Below are 23238 nucleotides of genomic sequence, written 5' to 3'. Positions count from 1 at the left end.
TGAATCACAAGCTGCAATCAATAGGTCCAGTTGCGGGCCTTCGAGAACAGGAAGTCGCGGAAGGCGTGCAGTTTCGCGGAGTTCTTCAAGGCTTCCGGATAGCAGAAGAACGTATCGAAGGACGGTATTTCTTCCAGTTCGGGCAGAAGCTGCACCAGGCCGGATTCCTTGTCCGCCATATAGTCGGGCAGGACAGCGATGCCGACGCCCCGCTGCACGGCGCGGCGAATCGACAGCAGATTGTTGACCTGCAATGCCGGGATGCGGGAGCTGCCGTCAGTGCGTCCGGCGATCTCCAGCCAGTTGAGGCCCGTCAGATAGCTCGGCGCCGGTTCACCGAAGGTCACGACGCGGTGCTGGTCGATCTCGTCTATGGAGTTGAGCTTGCCATATTTCGAGACATAGCCCGCCGACGCATAGACATGCATATGCACCGTGAACAGCCGACGCTGGATCAGGTCGGGCTGCTGCGGCTGCCGCAACCGGATGGCGCAATCCGCATGACGCATCGTCAGGTCCAGTTCCTCATTGTCGAGGATCAGCTGGAGCTGGATATCGGGGTAAAGCTCGACAAATTCCTGAATGCGCTCGATCAGCCAGCCGGAACCAAGACCAACGGTCGTCGTGACGCGCAGGCGGCCTGTCGGCTTTTCCTTGCTCTCGGCAAGCTTCGAGCGAACGTTTTCGAGCTTCATCAGCACGTCATGCGCCGTGCGATAGAGCGTTTCGCCCTGCTCGGTCAGGATCAGACCGCGCGCATGACGATGAAACAGCGGGACGCCGACATCCTGCTCAAGCGCGCTGACCTGACGCGAAATAGCCGATTGCGACAGATGCAATGTCTGGGCTGCGTGGGTGAACGACCCCGCTTCAGCCGCAGCATGAAAAATGCGCAGTTTATCCCAGTCGAGCGGAGCGACCACGATTATCCCCTCTCATTGTTTTGACCGCATTCAGCTTAGGCAAGACCGCCTCCCGCTTTTGGCGTGGAAAGCCCTATTCCGCCGCTTCGTGCAGCGGTTCCTGTGCGGCGAGCCAGCGCTCGGCTTCAAGAGCTGCCATGCAACCCATGCCGGCGGCTGTCACGGCCTGACGATAGATATCGTCGGTGACGTCGCCCGCAGCGAAAATGCCCGGAACGTCGGTAGCCATCGAATCGGGCGCGGTCCATAGATAGCCGTTCGGCTTCTGCTTGAGTTTGCCCTCGAACAAAGAAACCGCCGGTGCGTGGCCGATGGCGACAAAAACGCCATGCGTATCGAGTTCCTGCGTTTCGCCGGTCACGACATTCTTGAGGCGCACGCCGGTCACGGTCGCGCCCATGGGCGGCTTTGCCTCCGTGCCGAGGATTTCGTCGATCACGCTGTTCCAGACGACCGAGACGTTCTGGCGCGAAAGCAGCCGGTCCTGCATGATCTTCTCCGCCCGGAACCCGTCGCGGCGATGCACGACCGTCACGCTCTTGGCGATATGCGAAAGGTAAAGCGCTTCCTCGACCGCGGTATTGCCGCCGCCGACGACGACCACATCCTTGCCGCGATAGAAGAAACCGTCGCAGGTCGCGCAGGCCGAAACACCGCCGCCCATGAAGGTCTGCTCGCTGTCGAGGCCAAGCCACTTGGCCTGTGCGCCCGTCGCAATAATCAGGGCGTCGCAGGTATAGACCGTGCCGGAATCACCTTTCAGGCGGAAAGGACGCACCGTCGTTTCGACCTCGGTGATGATGTCGTGGACGATCTCCGCGCCGACATTCTGCGCCTGCGTCGCCATCTGGTCCATCATCCATGGTCCCTGCACCGGATCGGCATAGCCCGGATAGTTTTCCACGTCGGTGGTGATCATCAGCTGACCGCCCTGCTGCAGCCCGGCAATCACGATTGGCTTCAGCATGGCGCGGGCGGCATAAATCGCCGCAGTATAACCAGCAGGACCCGAGCCGATTACAATGACTGGCGCATGACGCTGTGACATGAAGTTCTCTCCGGTCCCGGAGCGCTGCGGCCTTCAAGCGGGACCGGCGCTCCTCATGTTGGTTTTCACGCGCACCCAAACTGTTCCACATTTTTGGGCGCACTTTAAAATCGATTTAAAGCGGTGGGTTTCCGGCCCACCAGAATCGCTTCCGCAATCCTGTCCGGCCAATGCCCCGATATTATGGCCAAGGTAGGTCTGCCCCCGGATGTTTGCAAGCTTCCACAGGGATTTGCCGAGCTTTAGCCACAGCTTGTGACCTTTTGAGCAAACCCTTTCACGCCAGCACGTTGCGGGTGGATCGATCTCACGCTAAACAAGCTTGATATAGGAATAATTCGCCCAAACCCGGAGCCGGCCGCCATTTACAAGACAGTCGCCAATATCTGCGCGCGTTTCGGCCTCATCATGGCGGCGGCCATGCTTCTGCCTGCGGCGATCGACCTGCGCGACGGAAGCGACGACTGGCTGATCTTCGTCCGCTCGGCTGCGGCTACAGGCGCATTGTCTGCGCTGTTTCTGCTGGCCACCCAGAACCAGACCATGCGCTTCACGCCGCGCCTCGGTTTTCTGCTGACGGCCAGCCTCTGGCTCACCGCAAGCTTCCTCGGCTCGATCCCCCTTTATTTTTCGCACCTGCCGATCAGCTACGCCACCGCCTTCTTCGAGGCCATGTCGGGCGTCACGTCCACGGGCGCGACGGCGCTCACCGGCCTCGACAACATGCAGCGCGGCATTCTCCTGTGGCGCTCGATCCTCTGCTGGATCGGAGGCGTCGGCTTTATCGGCCTCGCCCTTCTGTTGCTGCCCTCGCTGCGGGCGGGCGGACTTGCGCTCTTTCATATGGAGAATTCCGACAAGTCGGAAAAAATTCTCCCCCGCATGAACCAGATAGCGCTCGGCATCATACTCGCCTATCTCAGCCTGACTGCGGCCTGCATCATCGCCTATTTCGCAGTCGGCATGACCGTTTTCGACGCCATCAATCATGGCCTGACGACCGTGGCGACAGCAGGTTTTTCCACGCATGACAGCTCGATCGGTTTCTATGAGGGAAACCGGCTGCTGCTGGTCGTCTCCACCATCTTCATGGCGCTCTCGGCCCTCCCCTTCGTGCTTTACATCAAGGCCTTCATGCCGCGCCGCATGGAATCGCTCGCCGATCCGCAGGTAAAACTGTTCTTCGCAATCGCCATCGGTTTCAGCTTTGCGCTTGCGGTGGTGCTGCGGCTCGGCTCCGATGTGCCGTTCGGCGATGCGCTGATTTCCGCTTCGTTCCACTTCGTGTCGTCATGACCACGACAGGCTATGCCACCGAAGATTATTCGCTCTGGGGACCGCCTGCGATCGGAATTTTCTTTCTCGCTTCGTTCCTCGGCGGTTGTGCCGGTTCCACCTCCGGCGGCATCAAGATGAACCGCCTCATCATCCTGTGGAGCCTGACACAGGCCAATCTCGCCCGGCTCATCATGCCGCATGCGGTCATCAAGATCCGCTACGGCACCTCGGAGATTTCCGGCGATATCGCGCAGAACGTGCTGCTCTACCTGTTCCTCTATTGTGCGTCGCTCGTCATCGGCGCGGTGCTGCTCGCCTCGTTGGGCCTCGATTTCGTCTCGGCCTTCACCGGGGCGCTGACGGCGCTTTCCAATGTCGGACCCGGTTTCGGCGACACGATCGGTCCCGTCGGCAACTTTTCCACCATTCACGATCCGGCGCTGTGGGTGCTTTCATTCCTGATGCTGGTCGGACGTCTGGAGCTGGTGACGGTGTATATCCTGTTCACACGCGCTTTCTGGGTGCGTTGACCGAGCGTTAAGCGGTTTACATCCGCCTGTTTCATTTGATATGAGCAGGATTAGATTGCGCCACGATGGCGACGAATGTTCTATAATTACCCCGGAATGAAATTTCCTTGCGCGCGGAGTTACGCATGCCGATCAAGGCCGATCTGGATGAAATCGATTGGAAAATCCTTCGGGAGCTCCAGAACAACGGGCGCATCACCAATGTCGAGCTGGCCGAACGCGTCGGCATTTCGGCCCCGCCCTGCCTTCGCCGCGTGCGCAAGCTTGAAGAAAGCGGCGTCATCCGGGGTTATCGCGCCATTCTCAACGGCAATTCGCTAGGACAGGACCTCGTTGCGTTCTGCTCGGTCGGCCTTCATCGCCAGGCCGATGCCGACCTCAAGGCATTTGCCGAAAAAACCAAGCAATGGCCGCTGGTACGCCGCGCCTGGATGGTTTCGGGCGAATCTGACTTTCTGCTCCATTGCGTCGCGCGTGATCTCAACACGTTCCAGACCTTCGTGATCGAGGAACTGACCGCGGCTCCCAACGTGGATTCCGTGCGTACCGCGCTGACCATTCGTCCGGTCAAGGACGAACCGCTGATGATTCTCTAAGAGCCTGAAACAAAAAGCGGCATGTGTGTGCGAAAATGGTGATTTTCGAGTACCGGAGCGCAATGTACTGAACGTACATAAGCACCGGAACGCAGAAAAGCGCCATTTGCAGCCACACAGGACGACTTCTGGAACAGGCTCGAGATTATTTCCCGGCGAATACGCGCTCGTAAACACCGCTGATTGCAGCGGCTTCCTTTTCGAGCGGAAACGTGGCGCGAACATGCCTGAGAGCATTTTCGCCGTCGCGTTCGGCCAATGCCGGATCGGCCAGATACGGCTCGATAGCCTTGCGCAGGGCTTCCCCGTCGCCGGCTGCAACCGATGTTCCAGTGCCTTCCACGATCATTTCCGCATAGGCTCCTGCATCGCTGGCAACCACTGCCGTTTGCGAGGCCATGGCTTCGAGCGGCGTCAGCCCGAAACCCTCATTGCGCGAAGGCGCAACATAAAGCGTCAACCGGCGATACCAGACCCGAATGTCGGGCACTTCGCCCAGGATGAGGATACGGTCCTGCAAACCCGCAGCCGCGATCTTCGCCTTCAGTGCGTCTTCGAAAGACTGGTGCTCAGCGGTCGTTCGCCCGGTAATGATCGCCGTCCAGTCCGGATATTTCGGCAGGAGCGCAACCATCGCATCGACAAAAAGGTCTGTTCCCTTGGAGGAACGCACGCGACCGAAGCAGCCGACGGCATATTTTCCGGGCAGGCCGGACGCCGCGAAACTATCGTCATCGCCAACCGGCGGATGAAACCGCTGCAAATCCACGCCGTGCATGATGACATCGTGCGGCACCTGGAGAAAGCTTCCCGAGCGGCCACTCGTTGCAATCACCGCATTCATGCGGCGGATGAGCCATTTGGTGAAAGGCTTGTGGTCCCGCTGTGCGGCCGAGGTGAAGATCAGCCGCAGTTTCATGCGCAGCACATCGCGCATGAAAATCCCGGCGAGCATTTCGATATTGCGCCGCGCGTGCCAGATGCGAAACGGCTTCGTTCGCGGCTTCGACCAGAAGGATAACAACGCGCCCCAGCCAAGATGCGGGAGCGTGTCGGGCAGGCCCGGCCCCATCGTCGCGATGTTCAGGCCCTTTGCACGCTGCAAGGGGATGAGCTGAACGATCGTCGATGTGACCCCGGATAGGCGGCGCTTGAAATTGGGCGCCACCACCTCGACATCCTGAACCGGGACTTTCATGAAAATCAGACGAACTTCAGGCCGACGATTTCGTAGGAGCGCGAACCGCCGGGTGCGTTGACTTCGATGGTATCGCCTTCGCCCTTGCCGATCAGCGCGCGCGCAATCGGCGATGAAATGGAAATGCGACCTTCCTTCACATCGGCTTCCTGATCGCCGACGATCTGGTAGATTTTCTCTTCTTCCGTATCTTCGTCGATCATGGTGACGGTCGCGCCGAACTTGATGCGGTCGCCCGACAGCTTGGAAACGTCGATGACTTCCGCGCGCGCAACCAGATCTTCCAGCTCGTTGATACGGCCTTCATTCAGGCTCTGGGCTTCTTTCGCAGCATGATATTCGGCGTTTTCGGACAGGTCGCCATGCGCACGCGCTTCGGCAATTGCCTCAATAATCCGAGGGCGCTCCGATTGCTGGCGCCAGCGCAGCTCTTCCTTGAGCTTTTCGAAACCGCCAGGGGTCATAGGGAACTTTTCCATACCCAGTCCTTTCCTTCATCCGGCGCTTCGCCTCTCCCCGAGGCCCTGCACGCACCGGCAGTTTGATTTGCCCGCCTCACCTCGCGCAATGCTTGGATAGTGCGAGGCGCTTTTCGGAGGCTTCCAACCTCCGAGACACAAAAAGAAAACGGTCACCGAAACATCCGCCTCGGAACCGTTCGAATAACCATTCACAGAACTATAGCATTTCCATCAATCATTTCACGCGGAAAAATATGTCCCTGTCAACTCTCTGCAAAAGCGACGCTTTCTCGCGTGCGCTATTTCGGCTTGACTGGCCAGCTCGCCGGCCATTTCTCCGGGCCTCCCGCATAATTACCATCGCAATCGCCTTTTGAGCGCTCCTGCACCAGCACGAAACGCACCCGGCCCTCGCCGCTGTCGGTGGCTTTCCAGACATCGTAAATGCCGCAATCACCAAGTCCCCGGCCTTTGAAGAAAGCCGTCAGCGTCAATGATTTCTGGTTCCAGTCGATGTTCCATGCCGTATCGGTCACTGTCGGGCCGTCGTCGGAAATGGTTGGCAGGGAAATCGGCACGATCCTGTTTTCATGGCGGCTGTAGAAGGCGTAGGGCTGATTATAGGCGCCCGACGATCCGCATGGCAGGCCGATCAGATCGAGCCCATCGGCAATCTTCGTCTCGAAACCGCCCGCGCTGCGGAACGTCTCCGGGCTTGCGCCACCGCAAACCGCGGCTTCATCGGAAAAATCCTTGCGGATTTCAGCCGGTATCTGGCCAACCGTTTCAATCAGCTTGAGCACCGGCGGCACGGGCGCGGGCTTGCTGCCCTTGACCTGCAATGCCTCTACCGTGCCATCGCGCGATTGCTGCTCATCCACATAGATCAGCCCGCCGACAAGCCCGGAAAGCGAATAGGTGAACGTCTTTCCGGCCAGTTTCAGCTGCAACTTCTGGCCGTTCTTCATTCCTTCAAGCGCTTTGGCAATATCGCCCGCATAATCAAGCTGTTCGTCCTCTGCCTTCAGGGCCGAGACATCGACGCCGAGCAGCGGCTGGCCGTCGACGGAAATCTCCAGCTTGCCGGCTTTCCGGGACGGATCGACATAGGAAAGCCGCAAGACCGGTTTCGACCCCGGCTGGCTGCTGCGAAAGATGCCAAGCCCCGGCGCTCCCTCGCTTGCGACCGGCGTCAGGCTCAATGTGCAGTTCTGCGCGAAATCACACAGAACCTGCGTGTCCCGAACCGTCTTGAAAGCCGCCTGCGATTCCCCGCCTGCCACAAACAGCATCGTTGCGGCAGCCGACGCCACGACAGCGGTACCAACAGAGGATTCACGATAGAAGGAAAGCATAAGACCTCCGCCGATGGAAAGCGCACTGAGCAGAATCAGATCATGCATGAATGTCGCAGAATCGGAAGTTCCCTTGCCGCCTGCCCACAATATTGCCTATAGCATGTCGGCTGAAAAAGATCGAACCGAGGTAAGAATGACGCGCGTACAGGCCAACATGCTGCTGCTTCTGGCGGGCGCCATCTGGGGCATGGGTTTCGTCGCGCAATCGACGGCAATGGCCAGCATCGGACCGTTTCTGTTCATCGGCATCCGCTCGGCAATCGCCTCGCTCACCGTCCTGCCCTGGGCCGTGGCGGAAGGACGCCGCGCGAAGATCGCCCTCCGCCGGTCGGATTATCTCTTCTTCATGGTCATCGGCCTGAGCCTGTTCATCGGGCTCGTCCTCCAGCAGATCGGGCTCATCACCACATCCGTCACCAATGCCGGTTTTCTGACCGGGCTTTATGTCGTGATGGTGCCGGTACTTGGCGTCATCCTGTTTCGCACATGGCCGCATCCCGTCGTCTGGCCCAGTGCGGCGGCCTGCCTTGCAGGCATCTTCCTGCTTTCCGGCGGCACGCTGACGGCGCTCAAGCAGGGTGACCTGCTGGTCATCGGCGGCGCCGTGTTCTGGGCATTGCAGGTGGTTTTAATCGGCAAGGCAAACCGCGCCGCGCGGCCGATAACGCTGAGCTGCGTCCAGTTCGCAACCAGCGCCGTTGCAGGGCTTGCCATCGCTTCCATGGTTGAAGACCTCAACTGGACCGCCATCGCGCTCACCTGGAAGGAAATCCTCTTCACCGGCGTTTTCTCGTCCGGCGTCGCCTTCACCTTGCAGGCCATCGGGCAGCGCTATACCACCTCGGCGCAGGCAGCGATCTTCCTCGCCTCGGAAGCGCTCTTCGCGGCCCTGTTCGGCGCCCTCTTCCTCGGCGAACGAGTGACCTTCATCGGCCTTATCGGCTGCGGACTGATCTTCTCCGCCATGATGGCCGTCGAACTCATTCCCATGTTCTGGAAGCGCAAGCCCGCGCTTGCTGCCGCCGAGTGATTTCCATCAGGCCTTGAAAATCAGAGCCGCCCCGCCTGCGATGAGCGCAAAGCCCAGCAGATGGTGCCAGGTAAAGGCTTCCTTGAGGTAGAACACCGAGAACAGGCTGAAGATCACCAGCGTGATGACCTCCTGTATGGTCTTGAGCTGTGCCGCCGAATAGACCTCATGCCCGATGCGGTTGGCCGGGACCGCCATGCAATATTCGATCAGCGCGATACCCCAGCTGATGAAGATGACGGTGATGAGCGGCGTGCTGGTGAATTTCAGATGCCCGTACCAGGCGAATGTCATGAAAACGTTGGAGCCGATGAGAAGCAGGATCGGCAGGACGCTTGGCGAAATCAGTGCTGACATGGAAATGACTTCAGGGACCGGGAGGATGTTGTCTGCGGCATGGCCCGAAACCGCCGCACGGTGATAAAACAACGGCGGCATTTTGCCAATCCTGCCGTTTGCGCCTGCCCCGTTTACGCCACAGCCCTTAACGCGGGCGCTGACTCTTCCTTTACGCTTGCAGGCTAATATTCAGGGAACGCCATCGGTCTGGTCTCCTGAAGAAAAGGTATGGACATGAGTTCTGCGTTGTCCGCCACCGCTCCAGTCAGCCGCCAGCGCTCCCGGTTGCGAGGTCTGGCCCCCTCTTTATCGATCATGCTGCTGGCCCTTGTCGCAGGCTGCTCCGGCGAAAGCGCGCCGCGTCCGCAGGCCAGCGTCGGCAATTCCGACGTAATGGTGCCCGAAGCCCCGGTGGCGAGTGCCGCCCCGGTCATGGCTGCGCCTGTCATGCAGCAACCGCAGGAAGAGCGCGTCGTCGGGCTTGCCGAAGAGGAGGAAAACCACGTCGCGCAATCCGCGCCGCAGAACCGGCCGCAATATTCCGGCGACTACGGCTTCACGGCCCCCGTTCAAAACCCGGTCACGGCTGCCGAAAACATCTATACGATGTCCAATGCGGAAGCCGCCTGCCGCACACGCCTGAAAAGGCTGGGCGTCGTCTTCAGGGAAAAGCCTACCATCTATCGCAGCAGCTCCTGCCATATCGAAAACCCCATCGAAGTATCGGGTTTCAACAGCGGCTCCATCGCGTTCAAGCCGGCGGCGACGCTGAACTGCCAGGTGACGGAGGCCTTCGCCCGCTGGATCAAGGGCGACCTGCAACCCGCCTCGCGCCTGCGATACCTGTCAGGCGTGAGCACGATCTACAATGCCGGAGGCTATTCCTGCCGCACGATGAACCATCGTCGCGGCGCGAAAATGTCGGAACATTCACGCGGCAACGCTATCGACGTCACCAAGATCGTGCTGAACAACGGCAAGAACATCATGGTGCGCAAGCCCGGCTTCTTCGCCTTCCGCGAAAAAGGCCTGCTCAACAGCGTCCGCTCCGATGCCTGCGGCTATTTCACGACGGTTCTCGGCCCCGGCTACAACCCGGAACATGCCGATCACTTCCATTTCGACCTGATGCAGCGCCGCAGCGGCTATCGCGCCTGCAAATAGAAAAAGCCCGGCCTTACAGGCATGGCCTGCGCCGGGCTTCCTTTCATCATCGGTTCATTCTTCCGGCGGAACTGGCGTCGGCTTGCCGTTCTCGTCCAGCGAAACCATCACGAACTCGGCATGGGTGACGAGATCGCGCCTGTCGCTGAGATAGCGCTTCGCCCACGCCTCGACCCTGAGCGTGATGGACGTGCGGCCTACCCGCGTTATATCCGTATATACACAGAGCGTGTCGCCGATCTTTACCGGCCGGGCGAACGCCATTTCGCGCACCGCCGCAGTGACCGTGCGGCCCTTGGCGCGCTCGGCGGAACGGATGCCCGCAGCCATGTCCATCTGCGCCATCACCCAGCCGCCGAAAATATCATAGGCCGAATTGGCGTCCTTCGGCATGGCGGAAACGCGGATGGTCAGCGTGCCGTTCGGCTCATTGTCAGTATTCATCAATGTCGTTCCTTGAGTGCTTGAGAGAGTCGGCCGCTAATATGAGACAAGGCCGCCCGGAAGAAAAGTACCGCGCAATACGCTCTAAACCGTTAGAATCAGGATGAACCTAAAAGGTTGGCAATAATTAATCATGAATTGAAATTGATTATCCGTGATGATCCGGAATAGTATCGGTCATGCTATAAGTAATGATGGAAAGTATATTAGAGGAACGATAAATGAACCTATCGGTGAAAGCTTCCATATTTACACTAGCATTCCTTGTTTCAGCAAATGCTTATGCATCATCGGCCATCGTCACCTCGACAGTTAATCTGCGCACCGGTCCCGGCACCCAGTATGGAACCATCGGGACGATCCCGAACGGCGTTGGAGTTACCGTCGGGGGCTGCACCAGCGGCTATGGCTGGTGTCAGGTGAGTTACGGCGGCGTGACCGGCTGGGCGGCATCAAGCTATATCGCCATCCAGACGGGCAACGGCTACACGACCAACGACAATTTCGGATCGACCGCCGCAGCCGTGGGCATACCGCTCATCGCAGGCATCGCCATCGGGTCGGCACTGTCGGCCAACAACGACCGCTATTGGGGTCCTGGCCCCTATCGCGGCTGGGGCGGCGGCGGCAACATCTATAATGGCTGCATCGGTCGCAATTGCCAGTCGAACTGGGGTCCGCCGCGTCCGCACTGGACGGATCGTCCGGGCTGGAACGACCATCCGGGCTATCATCCCGGTTTCGGTCGCGGCTTCGGTCCCGGCCCGCGCATACGCATGGGCGGCAGGCTGTAAAGCCATCCGCAAAATGGTCGCCTCCTGACAGCCTTCTGTCAGGAGCCTTGGCCGGATATGTTGAGGGCGCCGAGGATTTCGCCTCGGCGCCCTTTTCATTTGGACGCTGAAATTCCATATTGGAAGCATGTCGCAGAAAAGTGGAAACCGGTTTTCCGCTTAAGACATGCGGTAACAATATAGGGTCATGGCTTCCTCAAAAGACAAACATTCCCAGGATTCGCAAGACAAGGCTGGCGGCTTCGGTGAAGCGCCACAGGCCGGGTTTTCCGACGCGCCCCTATCCGGTTCAATTGCTGATTGGGCGAAGGAGATCGGCGACGAGGCGGCCAAGCCGCGCGCAAAAAATCCAAAACAACCCAAGAAGATTCCCGAGCGCAGCAAGGAAGCGTCGCGCACAGGCCGCGGCACGTCGATGGGCGGCGCGGCTTCGGCGAAGGAACGCGCGGCGGCGGGCCTCAACCCTGTTGCCGGTCTCGACATCAGCCTTGAAGACGCAGCCGGTCTGAACCCATCCGGCGCGACCGCCACGGTTCAGGCCCTGTCGGACCTGATCGCCTCCGGCAATCCGCTGTTCAAGAATGGCGAGCTGTGGACCCCGCACCGCCCCGCCCGCCCGGAAAAATCCGAAGGCGGCATCGCCATCGAGATGGAAACCAGCTTCGAGCCGTCCGGCGACCAGCCGACTGCAATCCGCGATCTGGTGGAAGGGCTGGAAAACAACGACCGCACGCAGGTTCTGCTCGGCGTCACCGGCTCGGGCAAGACCTTCACCATGGCGCAGGTCATCCAGCGGACACAGCGCCCTGCCCTGATCCTCGCGCCCAACAAGACCCTGGCCGCGCAGCTTTACGGCGAGTTCAAGAGCTTCTTCCCGAACAACGCCGTCGAATATTTCGTTTCCTACTACGATTATTACCAGCCGGAAGCCTATGTGCCGCGCTCGGATACCTATATCGAGAAGGAATCCTCCATCAACGAGCAGATCGACCGGATGCGCCACTCGGCCACCCGTGCGCTGCTTGAGCGTGACGACGTGATCATCGTCGCCTCCGTGTCGTGCATCTACGGTATCGGTTCGGTCGAAACCTATACGGCCATGACCTTCGAGATGAAGATCGGTGACCGGCTCGACCAGCGCCAGCTGCTCGCCGATCTCGTGGCCCAGCAATACAAGCGGCAGGACATCAATTTCGTGCGCGGCTCGTTCCGCGTGCGCGGCGACACGATCGAACTATTCCCGGCCCACCTGGAAGATCGCGCCTGGCGCATTTCCCTTTTCGGCGACGAGATCGAGTCCATCACCGAGTTCGACCCGCTGACCGGCCAGAAGACCGGCGACCTGAAATCGGTGAAGATCTACGCGAACTCGCACTATGTGACGCCGCGCCCGACGCTCAATCAGGCGATCAAGTCGATCAAGGAGGAGCTGAAGCACCGCCTTGACGAACTGACCCGCGCCGGTCGCCTGCTGGAAGCGCAGCGCCTCGACCAGCGCACGACATTCGACCTCGAAATGCTGGAAGCGACCGGCTCCTGCGCGGGCATCGAAAACTATTCGCGCTATCTCACGGGCCGTAATCCCGGCGAGCCGCCGCCGACGCTGTTTGAATATATTCCCGACAATGCGCTGGTTTTCATCGATGAAAGCCACGTCACGGTTCCGCAAATCGGCGGCATGTATCGCGGCGACTTCCGCCGCAAGGCGACGCTTGCCGAATATGGCTTTCGCCTGCCCTCCTGCATGGACAACCGCCCGCTCCGCTTCGAGGAGTGGGACGCCATGCGCCCGCAGACCATTGCCGTTTCGGCAACGCCGGGCAACTGGGAAATGGAAGAAGCGGGCGGCGTGTTCGCAGAACAGGTCATCCGCCCGACCGGGCTGATCGATCCGCCGGTCGAAATCCGTCCTGCCAAGACGCAGGTCGACGACGTGCTGGGCGAAATCCGCGAAACCGCGCAGAAGGGCTATCGCACGCTGGTCACCGTGCTGACCAAGCGCATGGCGGAAGACCTGACCGAATATCTGCATGAACAGGGCGTGCGCGTGCGCTACATGCACTCCGACATCGACACGCTGGAGCGCATCGAGATCATCCGCGACCTGCGGCTTGGCGCCTTCGACGTGCTGGTCGGCATCAACCTGCTGCGCGAAGGTCTCGACATTCCCGAATGCGGCTTCGTCGCCATCCTCGACGCCGACAAGGAAGGTTTCCTGCGTTCGGAAACCTCGCTCATCCAGACCATCGGCCGTGCGGCGCGTAACGTTGACGGCAAGGTCATTCTCTATGCCGACAATATTACCGGCTCCATGCAGCGCGCGATGGATGAAACCAGCCGCCGCCGCGAAAAGCAGGTCGCCTATAATGAAGAGCACGGCATCACGCCTGCTTCGGTGAAGAAGAATATCTCGGATATCCTCGGCTCGGTTTACGAGCGCGATCATGTCCGCGCGGATATTTCGGGCTTTGCGGAAGAAGGCGCGATGATGGGCAACAACCTTGCCGCCCATCTGGAGCATCTGGAAAAGCAGATGCGCGACGCCGCCGCCGATCTCGACTTCGAAAAGGCCGCGCGCCTGCGCGACGAGATCAAGCGCCTGCGCGAGACGGAACTGGCCATCGCCGACGATCCGCTGGCACGCGAGTTCGAGGCGGGCGACGCGGGGGCGAGCCGCAACAAGGGCAAGCCCACCGGCAATTCGCGCTTCCGCAAGCCGACGCTCGATGAAATGGGCGCCGATACGACGCGCCCGCTTGGCAAGCCGTCCCTGTTCCAGAAGCCGTCGCTTGACGATATGGGACCGGGCACGGACATGGCAAAACCGCTATTCCGCAAGAACACGCTCGACGAGATGACCGTGAAGCGGACGGAAGTGCCATCTGGCGGCAACGATGCGGCGATCCGCCGTGAGCGCGCGGGCATCGGGTCTTACGAAGACCCGGCAGAAACAGCGCGCAAGAAGCGCCGCCCCGGCAAGACAGGCCGACCGGGGCGTTAGAGCATAATCCGACCCGAGTGAACGAGGATCGATAATGTGCCGGAAGGCTCACCAGCCTTCCAGCACGATCTTGCCCTTTGCCTTGCCGCTTTCCAGCACCCCATGCGCCGCCTTGAGATTGGCGGCACTGATCGGGGAAAGGACTTCCGTCAGCGTTGTCCTGATCTTGCCTTCATCGACCAGTTTCGCGACTTCGTTCAGCAGTCTGCCCTGCTCCGCCATATCTGCGGTCTGATAGATCGGGCGCGTGAACATCAGTTCCCAGTGCACCGACACGGACTTGCGCTTGAAGGGCATGATGTCGAGCTTGTCCGGATCGTCGATCAGCCCGAAACGGCCCTGCGGAGCTATGAGCCTGACGATTTCGGAAAGATGATCCAGCGTCTGCGTCGTCGAAAAGACGAAGGCCGGTGCGCCAATCCCCAGAGCTTCAACCTGTTCGGCCAGCGGCTTGCGGTGGTCGATGACGTGATGCGCGCCAAGCTGCCTGACCCAGTCTTGCGTTTCGGGCCGCGATGCGGTCGCTATCACCGTCAGGTCAGTCAGTGCGCGCGCCAGCTGGATCGCGATCGAGCCCACGCCGCCCGCGCCGCCGATGATGAGGATTGCATTCGCCGCACCGGCGACCGGCCTGCGCACGTCCAGCCTGTCGAACAGCATTTCCCATGCGGTAATGGAGGTCAGCGGCAGGGCGGCGGCTTCGCCGTTGGACAGCGATGCCGGTTTGCGCCCGGCGATGCGTTCATCGACCAGATGGAATTCGCTATTGGCCCCCGGACGGGTCAGGGAGCCTGCATACCATACCCTGTCGCCGGGCTTGAAATCCCGAACCTGATCGCCGGTTTCGACGACGGTGCCGACAGCATCCCAGCCAAGCACCTTCCATTGGCCGGCGTCCGGTGAAACGCCGCTACGGATCTTGTAATCGACCGGGTTCACGGAAATCGCCTCCACCTGAACCAGCAGATCGCGCCCGGCGGCAACCGGCTTGTCCAATGTCACGTCGACAAGCGAATCGGTGCGATCCAGTTCACCGGCGTTCTGATAGGCAACAGTTTTCATCGTCTTTGCTCCATTTGCTATGGACCAAATATTAGACTACGTTCCCAATTTAGAAATACGCACAAATATCGCCTATAGTGTCGATATTTACACTTGGTATAAAAAGGATACCGGAATGGCCAAAGCCCGGCATTCCCGCTTCGACTGCAGTCCCGGCTGTGCGGTGGAAGCCGCCATCAGCCTGATCGACGGAAAATGGAAGAGCGTCGTGCTCTTTCATCTCATGGGCGGCACGCTTCGGTTCAACGAGTTGAGGCGACAGATACCGAGCGTCACCCAGCGCATGTTGACCAACCAGCTGCGCGAACTGGAAGAAGACGGGCTTATCGAGCGCAAGGTCTATGCGCAGGTGCCGCCGAAGGTGGAATACAGCCTTTCTCCGCTCGGCCGCAGCATCGAGCCGATCCTGCTCGCATTGAAGAAATGGGGCGACGCCAATATCGACCGGTTTGGCAAGCCGGTGAAGGAATCAGCGTCCTCTGTTCAGGAAGCGGCGTAAAAAGGGCGGCACCTGCCGCCCCTTCCATTGAGCCAGTCGTTACCTACACTGCCCGCTGCTCATGATGCGATAGCCTGCGCGGTCGGCTTCGCAACGGTTCGGGAAGGTTCGCCTGTCATTGCCGCGTTGCGCGCAAACCGGCATGAACTCCCGCGTGCATGCGCCTGCTCCCGGCCTGCCCGGCCTGTTGCCCTGGTGCGGCGGATGCATTCCGCCTGCGCCGCCCCAGCCCGGCCCCGGCCTCGATGAGCAGCGACCGTTCGAAATGACGCGATAGCCCTCTGCACGCGCCTGGCACGAATTGCTGAAGGTTTGACGCGACGATCCGCGCTGCGCGCAGACCGGCGCATAGTTCATCGGGCAGATTCGCGGCGGCTGTGACGGTCCGGGGCGCAGCGGCGGACGATGATCCACCCCGCCTTCCGCAACGCAACCGGCAAGAAGCAGCAGGCCCGCGAGCACGGACAGTTTTCTGAAACGATGAAATTGCATTTTCCTCTCCCTTTGTCCCGCCCCCTAAGATGGCGCAGCCTTCAATAAGGGCAAGTCCTTTCGCGAAAGTGCAAAACCTTGCGGACCATATCGACAACCCGCCCATATAGGTTACCTTGGCCGAAGTTGAGGGGCGGAACAGGCAGCATGAATCGTTACAGGCACAGCATAGCGGTTATCCTCGTTTCGCAGCTTTTCAGCCTGCCTCTCGGCGTCATTTCCTCCCATGCAGCCAGTGAGCCGACCCCGCCGGTCTATGCGCCGCCCCTGCCCCCGGAGAAGAAGACGCCGACCGTGGGCCGCATCTGCCAGCTCATCGGCGCCAATGCAGACGCCCACGGAATCCCGCGTGACTTCTTCGCGCGGCTGATCTGGAAGGAAAGCCGGTTCGACCACAAAGCGGTGAGCCCGGTCGGCGCCGAAGGCATTGCGCAATTCATGCCCTATACCGCCAGGGAGCGGGGGCTCGCCGATCCATTCGATATCGAGCAGGCCATTCCCGCCTCGGCGAGCTTCCTGCGCGACCTGAAAGGCGCGTTCGGCAATTGGGGCCTTGCAGCCGCCGCCTATAATGCAGGCGCGGGGCGCGTTTCCAGCTGGATGCGGTCCGGCGGCTTTCTGCCGCTCGAGACCGAAAATTACGTGCTGGACATTACCGGCGCCCCTGCCGACGACTTCGCCGCCGGCAAGGAGATCATGAACCGGCCGCTCGATCCCAAGCTCGCCTTTCACGACGCCTGCAAGCGCCTGCCGATCGTCCGCAGCGCCACCATTCCGATGTCGCGCGTCAAGCCAAAACCCTGGGGCATACAGGTTGCGGGCAATTTCCGCCGCAGCGCCGCCGTCAATCAATGGACCCGCCTGCGCAGGCAGTTCAGCGCCGTGCTTTCAGGCCACGAGCCGGTCGTCAGCCGCATACGCACGCCAATGGGACGTCGCGGCATCTATGCAGTGCGCATCGGCGCCGACAGCCGCGGGGAAGCCGATGGCATTTGCACAAAACTTCGCGCCGCCGGCGGCGCATGCATAGTTTTACGCAACCGATGAGAAAAACACGGTCAGTACCTGCTAAATCAGCGATATATTAGGGAAACCCTGTTCTGTTTTGGGATTCAACCGAGGATTTTCTTGAAACAATCGTAAAAAAATCAAACGATACCGGTTCGAAGATAACCAATCATGTCGACCCCAAAGAATTTGCTTGCCAAATACCGCTTCATAGATCAGTCTCCATCTGTTCGGGCATTTAGCGAACAAATGGAAGACTGGAAGAACGGCGTGCCGGGGCCGCTATAAGTTCCGGGTCGAAGGCTCCCCTTCGGCAATGATCGGTTCCTTCCCAATGTCGAGAACTGCCTGCATAACCCTCTGCCGGGTGTGTGGTGCGCTTGGCAGAAATAGTAATACCACCGTCTCCACAGGAGCGGTGGCGCCAAGGAAAAGGAACGGATCCCATGGCACAGACCGGACAGGTCAAATTCTTCAATACCGAAAAAGGTTTCGGTTTCATCAAGCCGGACGACGGTGGCGCAGATATCTTCGTACACATCTCCGCGGTACAGGCTTCTGGCCTCACAGGCCTCGCAGACAATCAGAAGGTTTCCTACGAGACGGAACCGGATCGTCGCGGCAAGGGCCCGAAGGCCGTGAACATCACCGTTACCGGTTGATCGTTCATTAAAGAACCTACCACTTGCCCCGGCTTCTGCCGGGGTTTTTTATTGCCTGCGCGGCGCCCCGTCTGGTTTCTTAGAGGTATTCGTTCAAGCGCGAAATATTACAGATACTGCGCGTAATTTACCGGAAAACGGGCGTTTTCCGCAGCCCTTCACCATTGTTCAGCCTCCATTCATGTCGAAAGAGTTAATCACTTATTCACAAACGATACGTGCCCCTTCGGCCAACGTATCGCAGACATTGCAGTCGAGCTTCTGAAGGAGCGAACAATGAACCGATTTGCGAAAACAGCCATTCTGGCAGCGGCATCCCTCGCGGCAGTTGCCGCGCCGCTTGCAACGGCATCGGCAGATTCCTGGGGTCGCCATGGTTGGAATCGTGGTGGCTGGGATCGTCCCTACTACCGCGACCGGCATCGCGGCCATGGCGACGCGGTTGCCGCAGGCGTGATCGGCCTTGCAGCCGGCGCCCTCATCGGCAGCGCGCTGAGCCAGCCGCAGCCGACCTATGTGCAGCCGGCCCCGGTCTATGCGCCGCCTCCGCCGCCGCCTGCCTATTATCCGGCAGCCCCGGCGCGCCAGGTAACCTATTACCGCGCGGGCTATGAGCCATGGAGCCGCGGCTGGTATCAGTATTGCTCCGACCGTTACCGGTCGTTCAATCCGAACACCGGCACCTATCGCGGTTACGACGGGCGCGATCACTTCTGCTCCGCGAATTGAAGCTGGCCAGTCCACCGGACTGGTCTCCTGTCCCGCTTCGATGCGCAGATAATGCCACTAAAAATAAGAAGAACGGCTACCCTGATCTCAGGGTAGCCGTTCTTGTTTGCGGTTTTTCTGTTATGCGTAGCCGATGTCGTTCAGGAACGGATTGGAGCGCCGCTCCTCGCCGAACCGCCCGCCCGGACCATGCCCGCAGATGAAGCCGATATCGTCGCCAAGCGGCAGCAGCTTTTCCTTGATGGAGCGAATCAGCGCCCCATGATCGCCGCCCGGCAAATCGGTGCGCCCGACCGAGCCGTTGAAAAGCACGTCGCCCACAATGGCGAATCGCGCCTCCGGGTTGAAGAACACGACATGCCCCGGTGCGTGGCCCGGCGTGTGGAAGACCTCGAACTCGTGTCCGGCAACGGAAACCTTGTCGCCCTCGTTCAGCCAGCGGTCCGGCGTCACGTTGCGCACGCCTTCGGTAAGGCCGTATTTCAGGCCGGTCGTCGCCAGATTGTCGAGCAGGAATTTGTCATCCTTGTGCGGGCCGATAATGTCCACATCCAGCGCTTCCTTGAGATCGAGCGCAGCCCCGGCGTGATCGATATGGCCATGCGTGATCCAGATGGCCTCGACCTCGACCCCCTGGGATCCAATCGCATCCAGGATGCGGTCTAGGTCGCCACCCGGATCGATCACCACACCCTTCTTGGTCTCGCTGTCGAACAGTATGGTGCAGTTCTGCTGGAACGGCGTGACGGGAACGATGATGGCCTGCAATTGCCCCATTGGTCTTACTCCACTTTATGGCGCGTCCCGCATAAATGACGGTCTGGAAAACGCTTTCTGTCCCACACTAGAACATTTCCAGCAAAAGTGCGAAGCGTCTACGCGGGGAAATCAGTTCACTGGACTGATTTCTTAACCCCCTTCGATGCGTAGGATAATGCGACAAAACAAATACTTAGAGCCCCGCCTGTCCGGTGAAGCTATAGAACATAATTCGCCCCGGGGATCGATAAGATTGTGCTTCAAACAGAACGTCTCGACCGGAACCGCTCCAAACAGATACGGGCGGCTGGTCGCCGCCCGTTTTCCCTCTCCAGGATTTGACCGGGACGCTTCCCCGAAAGCCGCTTCACGGTTTTCGGGACGCGCCCCGACAGTTCGTCTTGCCGGTTGTCCCCACAACCTTACGTTCTGCGGTGCATCAGGCCTTGGCGGCCATCGCGTTCTTGATCAGGCCGACAATGGCCGTGAGTACGATACCGCCGACACCGCCGCCAGCCAGCTGACCGACAACGCCGTTGAGAACGGAATCGAGACCGCCGCCGGATAGCATCGGAAGCAGCTGACCGAGGATGACACCACCGATGCCGCCCGCCACCGTGTTACCCGTGGTTCCCAGACTGATATTCTTGACTGCGCCTGCGATGTTGCCGCCAACCGCGCCAGCGACCAGCTGAAGAATGAGAGGTAGTAGAGCTTCCATAATCGTCACCCCATCTGAGTTTTAAACCGGAATAGCGCGACTCCGGCAAAAAAATCATGTGCCGAAACTTGCCAATGTCAAACAATAACCGACGGAAAAACAAAAAAGCGGCCCGAAGGCCGCTCTTTTTCTGTTTAAAACCCAGTTACTCCGCCGCTGCGCGCTTCGGCTGAACTTCCGCTGAATAGTCATTCATTAGAACATTTGTAATTTCGGAAGGCTTGAACCGGTATTGTCCGATTTCCGAAACCGGCGTCACTTCCGCAGCCGTTCCGCACAGGAAGCATTCGGAGAAACCGGCAAGTTCTTCCGGCATGATTGCCCGTTCGATGACTTCGATGCCGCGACGCTTGGCAAGATCGATGATCGTGCGGCGCGTGATGCCGTCGAGGAAGCAGTCGGGCTTCGGCGTGTGCAGCGCTCCGTCCTTGACGAAGAAGACGTTCGCGCCGGTCGCTTCCGCGACCTGTCCGCGCCAGTCGAGCATCAAGGCATCGGCATAGCCCTTGGCTTCGGCGGCATGTTTGGAGATCGTGCAGATCATGTAAAGACCGGCGGCCTTGGAGCGCGACGGCGCGGTGCGCGGGTCCGGACGGCAATATTCGGCGATGTCGAGCCGAATGCCCTTCATCTTTTCTTCCGGCGAGAAATAGCTCGGCCACTGCCAGATGGCGATGGCCAGATGAATGCGGTTGTTCTGCGCCGACACGCCCAGCGAATCCGAGCCGCGCCAGGCGATCGGGCGCACATAGGCGTCCTCGAAACCCTGCTTCTCGAGAAGCTCGCGGCAGGCATCATTGATTTCCGCGACGCTGAAAGGAATCTCGAAACCGAGAATGCGCGCGGATTCATGCAGGCGTTCGGTATGCTCGTTCAGCTTGAATATCTCGCCGCCATAGGCGCGCTCGCCCTCAAACACGGCGCTCGCATAATGCAGGCCATGGGTCAGCACATGGACTTTCGCATCTTTCCAGTCGACGAATTTTCCGTCCAGCCAGATGAATCCGTCCCGTTGATCGAATGGAATCGCAGCCATTTTCTTGCTCCTTGACTTTCCTCGCGGCGCTGTCTCGACACGGTTACAGGCCGATTTCAGACCGGACAAACTTCTCCGCGACCCGTCTTCCCCAGTTAAATCGATATAAATGGTGAGACGGCCACCTTTTTCTGCGTAACTGCTGGCCTTTTTGTTCAAAATGCTTTGAGGTCACGCAAACATATTGCGCGAAATCCAGCCGGAGCATGCATGGAAAGAAAATAAATCCTCCACCGGGATGGAATATTGCGGGTACTCTTCTCACCGTCCGCGTTCAGACGAACGGCGGCAAAGAGGCCAGCGCAATTATTCCTCCTTCATGCACGCGTCAGCGCAAACATTATTCCAAAAAAGCCAGCTCACGCTTATCGAAAATTATCTGGGCGATTGAATTATGTCAATAATGCTGACATATTTAACGCGGCAGAACGGAGCACAGATGTGAATTCGACGAACGATCTGAATTATATAAGCAATCCGTTGACGGCTGAGGAGGCGGCCGATCTCAACGTGATCGAACTTCTGTTTTTTTCCTATCGCGATTTCACCGCCGACCCTGATCTCATTCTGGAAAAGATCGGATTCGGACGGGCGCATCACCGCGTCCTCTATTTCATCAACCGCAAGCCCGGCATGACGGTTGCGGAACTGCTGGAGGTTTTGCGCATAACGAAGCAAAGCCTGTCGCGGGTGCTCAAGCAGCTCATCGATACCGGCCATGTCGTTCAGGCCACCGGCCTGCATGACCGCCGCCACCGCAAGCTCTATCCGACAAGGAGCGGCCGCGAGCTGACGCTGGCGCTGGCCCTTCCGCAGTCGCGGCGCATTGCGCGCGCGCTGGAGGATTGCGCCCCGCAGGACCGCGCGGTGATCGAACGCTTTCTCTATAATATGGTCAATCCCGAACGGCGTGCGCAGATCGACGAGTTTTCTGCCGATGATCCGTCGTCCCGGCAGGTCTGAGGCGAAGTGTTACGCATCGTTGCAGAAAGTGTCTGAATAAGAAGCGTCAGGCCGTCGCGAAAATGACGGGTTTCGACAAGCTCAGCTTGAGCAATACTTGAAGTATATGCGCCTCGGCAGCGCAGAAAGCCGCTATTTGCAGCAGGGCATGGCGGCTTTGGACCAGACACTGAATGATTGCATAAAAACAGGCGCATGCAGGCAGTGAATGGACGTGCCGCATTCCTGTCGGTAATATGCGTGCCAAAGCATCGGGCATGATGCCGGGATGCTGAAGTCAAATTATCGGAACGGGATCGAAACACGCCATGGCAGCAGAAGAAGAAAAAACGCTTTCGGATGACGCGCCGCATCTCCTCGTCGTTGATGACGATACGCGCATCCGCAGCCTTCTTTCGCAATATCTGACGAATAGCGGTTTCCGTGTCACCATGGCTGGCAGCGCCGCTGAAGCGCGCCGCAAGCTGGAAGGCATCGACTTCGATCTGCTCATCCTCGACGTCATGATGCCGGGCGAAACCGGCGTTTCGCTGACGCGCTCGCTGCGCGAGCAGAAGAATGTTCCCATTCTCATGCTGACGGCATTGTCGGAAACCGACAGCCGCATCGACGGGCTGTCCGCTGGCGCCGATGACTATCTGCCCAAGCCCTTCGATCCCCGCGAGCTGACGCTTCGCATCAACAATATCCTACGGCGCGGCGCGCCTCCGGCGCAGCCGAAGATCGAACAGATCGTGTTCGGCCCCTACACTTTCTTCATCCCGCGCCGCGAATTGAAGAAGGGTTCCGAAACGATCAAGCTGACGGATCGCGAACAGGACATCATGGCGATCTTCGCGGAGCGCGCCGGTGAAACGATCCCCCGTCACGAGCTGACCGGTCAGGACGGCGATGTCGGCGAGCGCACGATCGACGTCCAGATCAATCGCCTTCGCCGCAAGATCGAGCAGGACCCGGCCAATCCGGTCTGGCTCCAGACCGTGCGCGGCATCGGCTACAAGCTGAGCATCGAGTAGCATTCGGCAGAGCCGGGATAGTGCGATCGGAAATGGTATTCTCACAAAACGCGAAGCGCAGCCTGAAAAGAACTTTTCGGCTGCGCCAGACGCCGCGAAGGCCGTCGCGAAGCGCGATCACCGCCCC

General features: G+C 59.5%; 23 protein-coding genes and 2 pseudogenes. 12 read left to right on the top strand and 13 right to left on the bottom strand.

Annotated features, from left to right (window positions below; translation table 11 throughout):
* Positions 1-17: 17 nt before the first annotated feature.
* Positions 18-923, bottom strand: coding sequence for a LysR family transcriptional regulator (locus tag ACS5UA_RS00895; RefSeq protein ID WP_006467289.1), 906 nt, complete (start codon positions 921-923; stop codon positions 18-20).
* A 73-nt stretch (positions 924-996) separates the two neighbouring features.
* Positions 997-1971 (bottom strand): thioredoxin-disulfide reductase, encoded by a 975-nt coding sequence (gene trxB, locus ACS5UA_RS00890; protein WP_443101102.1) that lies wholly within the window; start codon positions 1969-1971, stop codon positions 997-999.
* Between the two features lie 408 nt (positions 1972-2379).
* Here trxB and ACS5UA_RS00885 point away from each other — a divergent pair.
* Positions 2380-3779 (top strand): annotated as a pseudogene (locus ACS5UA_RS00885) (TrkH family potassium uptake protein).
* A gap of 125 nt (positions 3780-3904) precedes the next feature.
* Positions 3905-4375 (top strand): Lrp/AsnC family transcriptional regulator, encoded by a 471-nt coding sequence (locus ACS5UA_RS00880; RefSeq protein WP_006471903.1) that lies wholly within the window; start codon positions 3905-3907, stop codon positions 4373-4375.
* Here the strand turns inward: ACS5UA_RS00880 and ACS5UA_RS00875 are convergent.
* From ACS5UA_RS00875 to ACS5UA_RS00860, 4 genes and pseudogenes are all read right to left on the bottom strand, one after another.
* Positions 4359-4481: pseudogene (locus ACS5UA_RS00875) on the bottom strand (flagellar basal body P-ring protein FlgI); the annotation flags it as partial. The gene ACS5UA_RS00880 and the pseudogene ACS5UA_RS00875 sit on opposite strands and share 17 nt — an antisense overlap.
* Before the next feature lie 39 nt (positions 4482-4520).
* On the bottom strand, positions 4521-5573 hold the full coding sequence (locus ACS5UA_RS00870) for a glycosyltransferase family 4 protein (RefSeq protein WP_021586940.1): 1053 nt from the start codon (positions 5571-5573) through the stop codon (positions 4521-4523).
* Positions 5574-5578: 5 nt separating this feature from the next.
* On the bottom strand, positions 5579-6052 hold the full coding sequence (gene greA, locus ACS5UA_RS00865) for a transcription elongation factor GreA (RefSeq protein WP_006467294.1): 474 nt from the start codon (positions 6050-6052) through the stop codon (positions 5579-5581).
* Between the two features lie 281 nt (positions 6053-6333).
* Positions 6334-7389: a DUF1176 domain-containing protein gene (locus ACS5UA_RS00860; RefSeq protein WP_176026556.1), complete on the bottom strand. Its 1056-nt coding sequence runs from the start codon at positions 7387-7389 to the stop codon at positions 6334-6336.
* Positions 7390-7525: 136 nt separating this feature from the next.
* On the opposite strand from ACS5UA_RS00860, the gene ACS5UA_RS00855 reads away from it, so the two are divergent.
* Complete coding sequence (locus ACS5UA_RS00855; protein ID WP_025090521.1) at positions 7526-8422, top strand: DMT family transporter; 897 nt, start codon at positions 7526-7528, stop codon at positions 8420-8422.
* A 6-nt stretch (positions 8423-8428) separates the two neighbouring features.
* Here the strand turns inward: ACS5UA_RS00855 and ACS5UA_RS00850 are convergent, their stop codons facing one another.
* Positions 8429-8779, bottom strand: a complete 351-nt coding sequence (locus tag ACS5UA_RS00850) for a DMT family protein (RefSeq protein ID WP_006471905.1) — start codon at positions 8777-8779, stop codon at positions 8429-8431.
* A gap of 216 nt (positions 8780-8995) precedes the next feature.
* Here ACS5UA_RS00850 and ACS5UA_RS00845 point away from each other — a divergent pair, with 216 nt between their 5' ends.
* Complete coding sequence (locus tag ACS5UA_RS00845) at positions 8996-9925, top strand: extensin-like domain-containing protein (protein ID WP_025090522.1); 930 nt, start codon at positions 8996-8998, stop codon at positions 9923-9925.
* Positions 9926-9979: 54 nt separating this feature from the next.
* Here ACS5UA_RS00845 and ACS5UA_RS00840 read toward each other — a convergent pair whose 3' ends face one another.
* Positions 9980-10369: an acyl-CoA thioesterase gene (locus ACS5UA_RS00840; RefSeq protein ID WP_006471907.1), complete on the bottom strand. Its 390-nt coding sequence runs from the start codon at positions 10367-10369 to the stop codon at positions 9980-9982.
* A 221-nt stretch (positions 10370-10590) separates the two neighbouring features.
* On the opposite strand from ACS5UA_RS00840, the gene ACS5UA_RS00835 reads away from it, so the two are divergent.
* Entirely contained in the window at positions 10591-11163 is a 573-nt protein-coding gene (locus tag ACS5UA_RS00835; RefSeq protein WP_021586947.1) for an SH3 domain-containing protein, read from the top strand.
* 187 nt (positions 11164-11350) lie between these two features.
* Positions 11351-14164: an excinuclease ABC subunit UvrB gene (gene uvrB / locus ACS5UA_RS00830; RefSeq protein ID WP_025090523.1), complete on the top strand. Its 2814-nt coding sequence runs from the start codon at positions 11351-11353 to the stop codon at positions 14162-14164.
* 48 nt (positions 14165-14212) lie between these two features.
* On the opposite strand, the gene ACS5UA_RS00825 is transcribed toward uvrB, so the two are convergent.
* On the bottom strand, positions 14213-15226 hold the full coding sequence (locus tag ACS5UA_RS00825) for a zinc-binding alcohol dehydrogenase family protein (protein WP_443101101.1): 1014 nt from the start codon (positions 15224-15226) through the stop codon (positions 14213-14215).
* 115 nt (positions 15227-15341) lie between these two features.
* On the opposite strand from ACS5UA_RS00825, the gene ACS5UA_RS00820 reads away from it, so the two are divergent.
* A complete protein-coding gene (locus ACS5UA_RS00820) occupies positions 15342-15725 on the top strand; it encodes a winged helix-turn-helix transcriptional regulator (RefSeq protein WP_006471908.1) in 384 nt (127 codons plus the stop codon).
* 39 nt (positions 15726-15764) lie between these two features.
* On the opposite strand, the gene ACS5UA_RS00815 is transcribed toward ACS5UA_RS00820, so the two are convergent.
* Positions 15765-16217: a Kazal-type serine protease inhibitor family protein gene (locus ACS5UA_RS00815; protein ID WP_006467306.1), complete on the bottom strand. Its 453-nt coding sequence runs from the start codon at positions 16215-16217 to the stop codon at positions 15765-15767.
* 147 nt (positions 16218-16364) lie between these two features.
* Here ACS5UA_RS00815 and ACS5UA_RS00810 point away from each other — a divergent pair, with 147 nt between their 5' ends.
* The 3 genes from ACS5UA_RS00810 (at position 16365) to ACS5UA_RS00800 (ending at position 18616) form a co-directional block, all read left to right on the top strand.
* Positions 16365-17264, top strand: coding sequence for an SPOR domain-containing protein (locus ACS5UA_RS00810; protein ID WP_021586950.1), 900 nt, complete (start codon positions 16365-16367; stop codon positions 17262-17264).
* Between the two features lie 407 nt (positions 17265-17671).
* Positions 17672-17887 (top strand): cold-shock protein, encoded by a 216-nt coding sequence (locus tag ACS5UA_RS00805; protein ID WP_006471910.1) that lies wholly within the window; start codon positions 17672-17674, stop codon positions 17885-17887.
* Positions 17888-18163: 276 nt separating this feature from the next.
* The gene (locus ACS5UA_RS00800; RefSeq protein WP_006467309.1) at positions 18164-18616 is read left to right on the top strand and encodes a BA14K family protein; all 453 of its coding nucleotides are present in this window, start codon (positions 18164-18166) and stop codon (positions 18614-18616) included.
* A 120-nt stretch (positions 18617-18736) separates the two neighbouring features.
* Here ACS5UA_RS00800 and ACS5UA_RS00795 read toward each other — a convergent pair whose 3' ends face one another.
* The 3 genes from ACS5UA_RS00795 to ACS5UA_RS00785 form a co-directional block, all read right to left on the bottom strand.
* Complete coding sequence (locus ACS5UA_RS00795; RefSeq protein WP_025090524.1) at positions 18737-19393, bottom strand: MBL fold metallo-hydrolase; 657 nt, start codon at positions 19391-19393, stop codon at positions 18737-18739.
* 421 nt (positions 19394-19814) lie between these two features.
* The gene (locus tag ACS5UA_RS00790) at positions 19815-20096 is read right to left on the bottom strand and encodes a hypothetical protein (protein ID WP_006471911.1); all 282 of its coding nucleotides are present in this window, start codon (positions 20094-20096) and stop codon (positions 19815-19817) included.
* Positions 20097-20241: 145 nt separating this feature from the next.
* Positions 20242-21132 carry a branched-chain amino acid aminotransferase gene (locus ACS5UA_RS00785; RefSeq protein ID WP_021586952.1) on the bottom strand — a complete coding sequence of 297 codons (891 nt, stop codon included), beginning with the start codon at positions 21130-21132 and terminating at the stop codon, positions 20242-20244.
* Positions 21133-21573: 441 nt separating this feature from the next.
* Between ACS5UA_RS00785 and ACS5UA_RS00780 the strand changes: the two genes are divergently transcribed.
* Together ACS5UA_RS00780 and ACS5UA_RS00775 are read left to right on the top strand one after the other, a co-directional pair.
* Positions 21574-22095, top strand: a complete 522-nt coding sequence (locus tag ACS5UA_RS00780) for a MarR family winged helix-turn-helix transcriptional regulator (RefSeq protein ID WP_006471913.1) — start codon at positions 21574-21576, stop codon at positions 22093-22095.
* Positions 22096-22403: 308 nt separating this feature from the next.
* Positions 22404-23111, top strand: coding sequence for a response regulator (locus tag ACS5UA_RS00775; protein ID WP_021586954.1), 708 nt, complete (start codon positions 22404-22406; stop codon positions 23109-23111).
* Positions 23112-23238 lie beyond the last annotated feature (127 nt).

The sequence above is a fragment of the Brucella sp. RRSP16 genome, assembly GCF_052246815.1.
GTDB classification, from domain to species: Bacteria; Pseudomonadota; Alphaproteobacteria; order Rhizobiales; family Rhizobiaceae; genus Brucella; species Brucella intermedia.
This window is presented reverse-complemented; position numbering and strand designations above follow the sequence as displayed.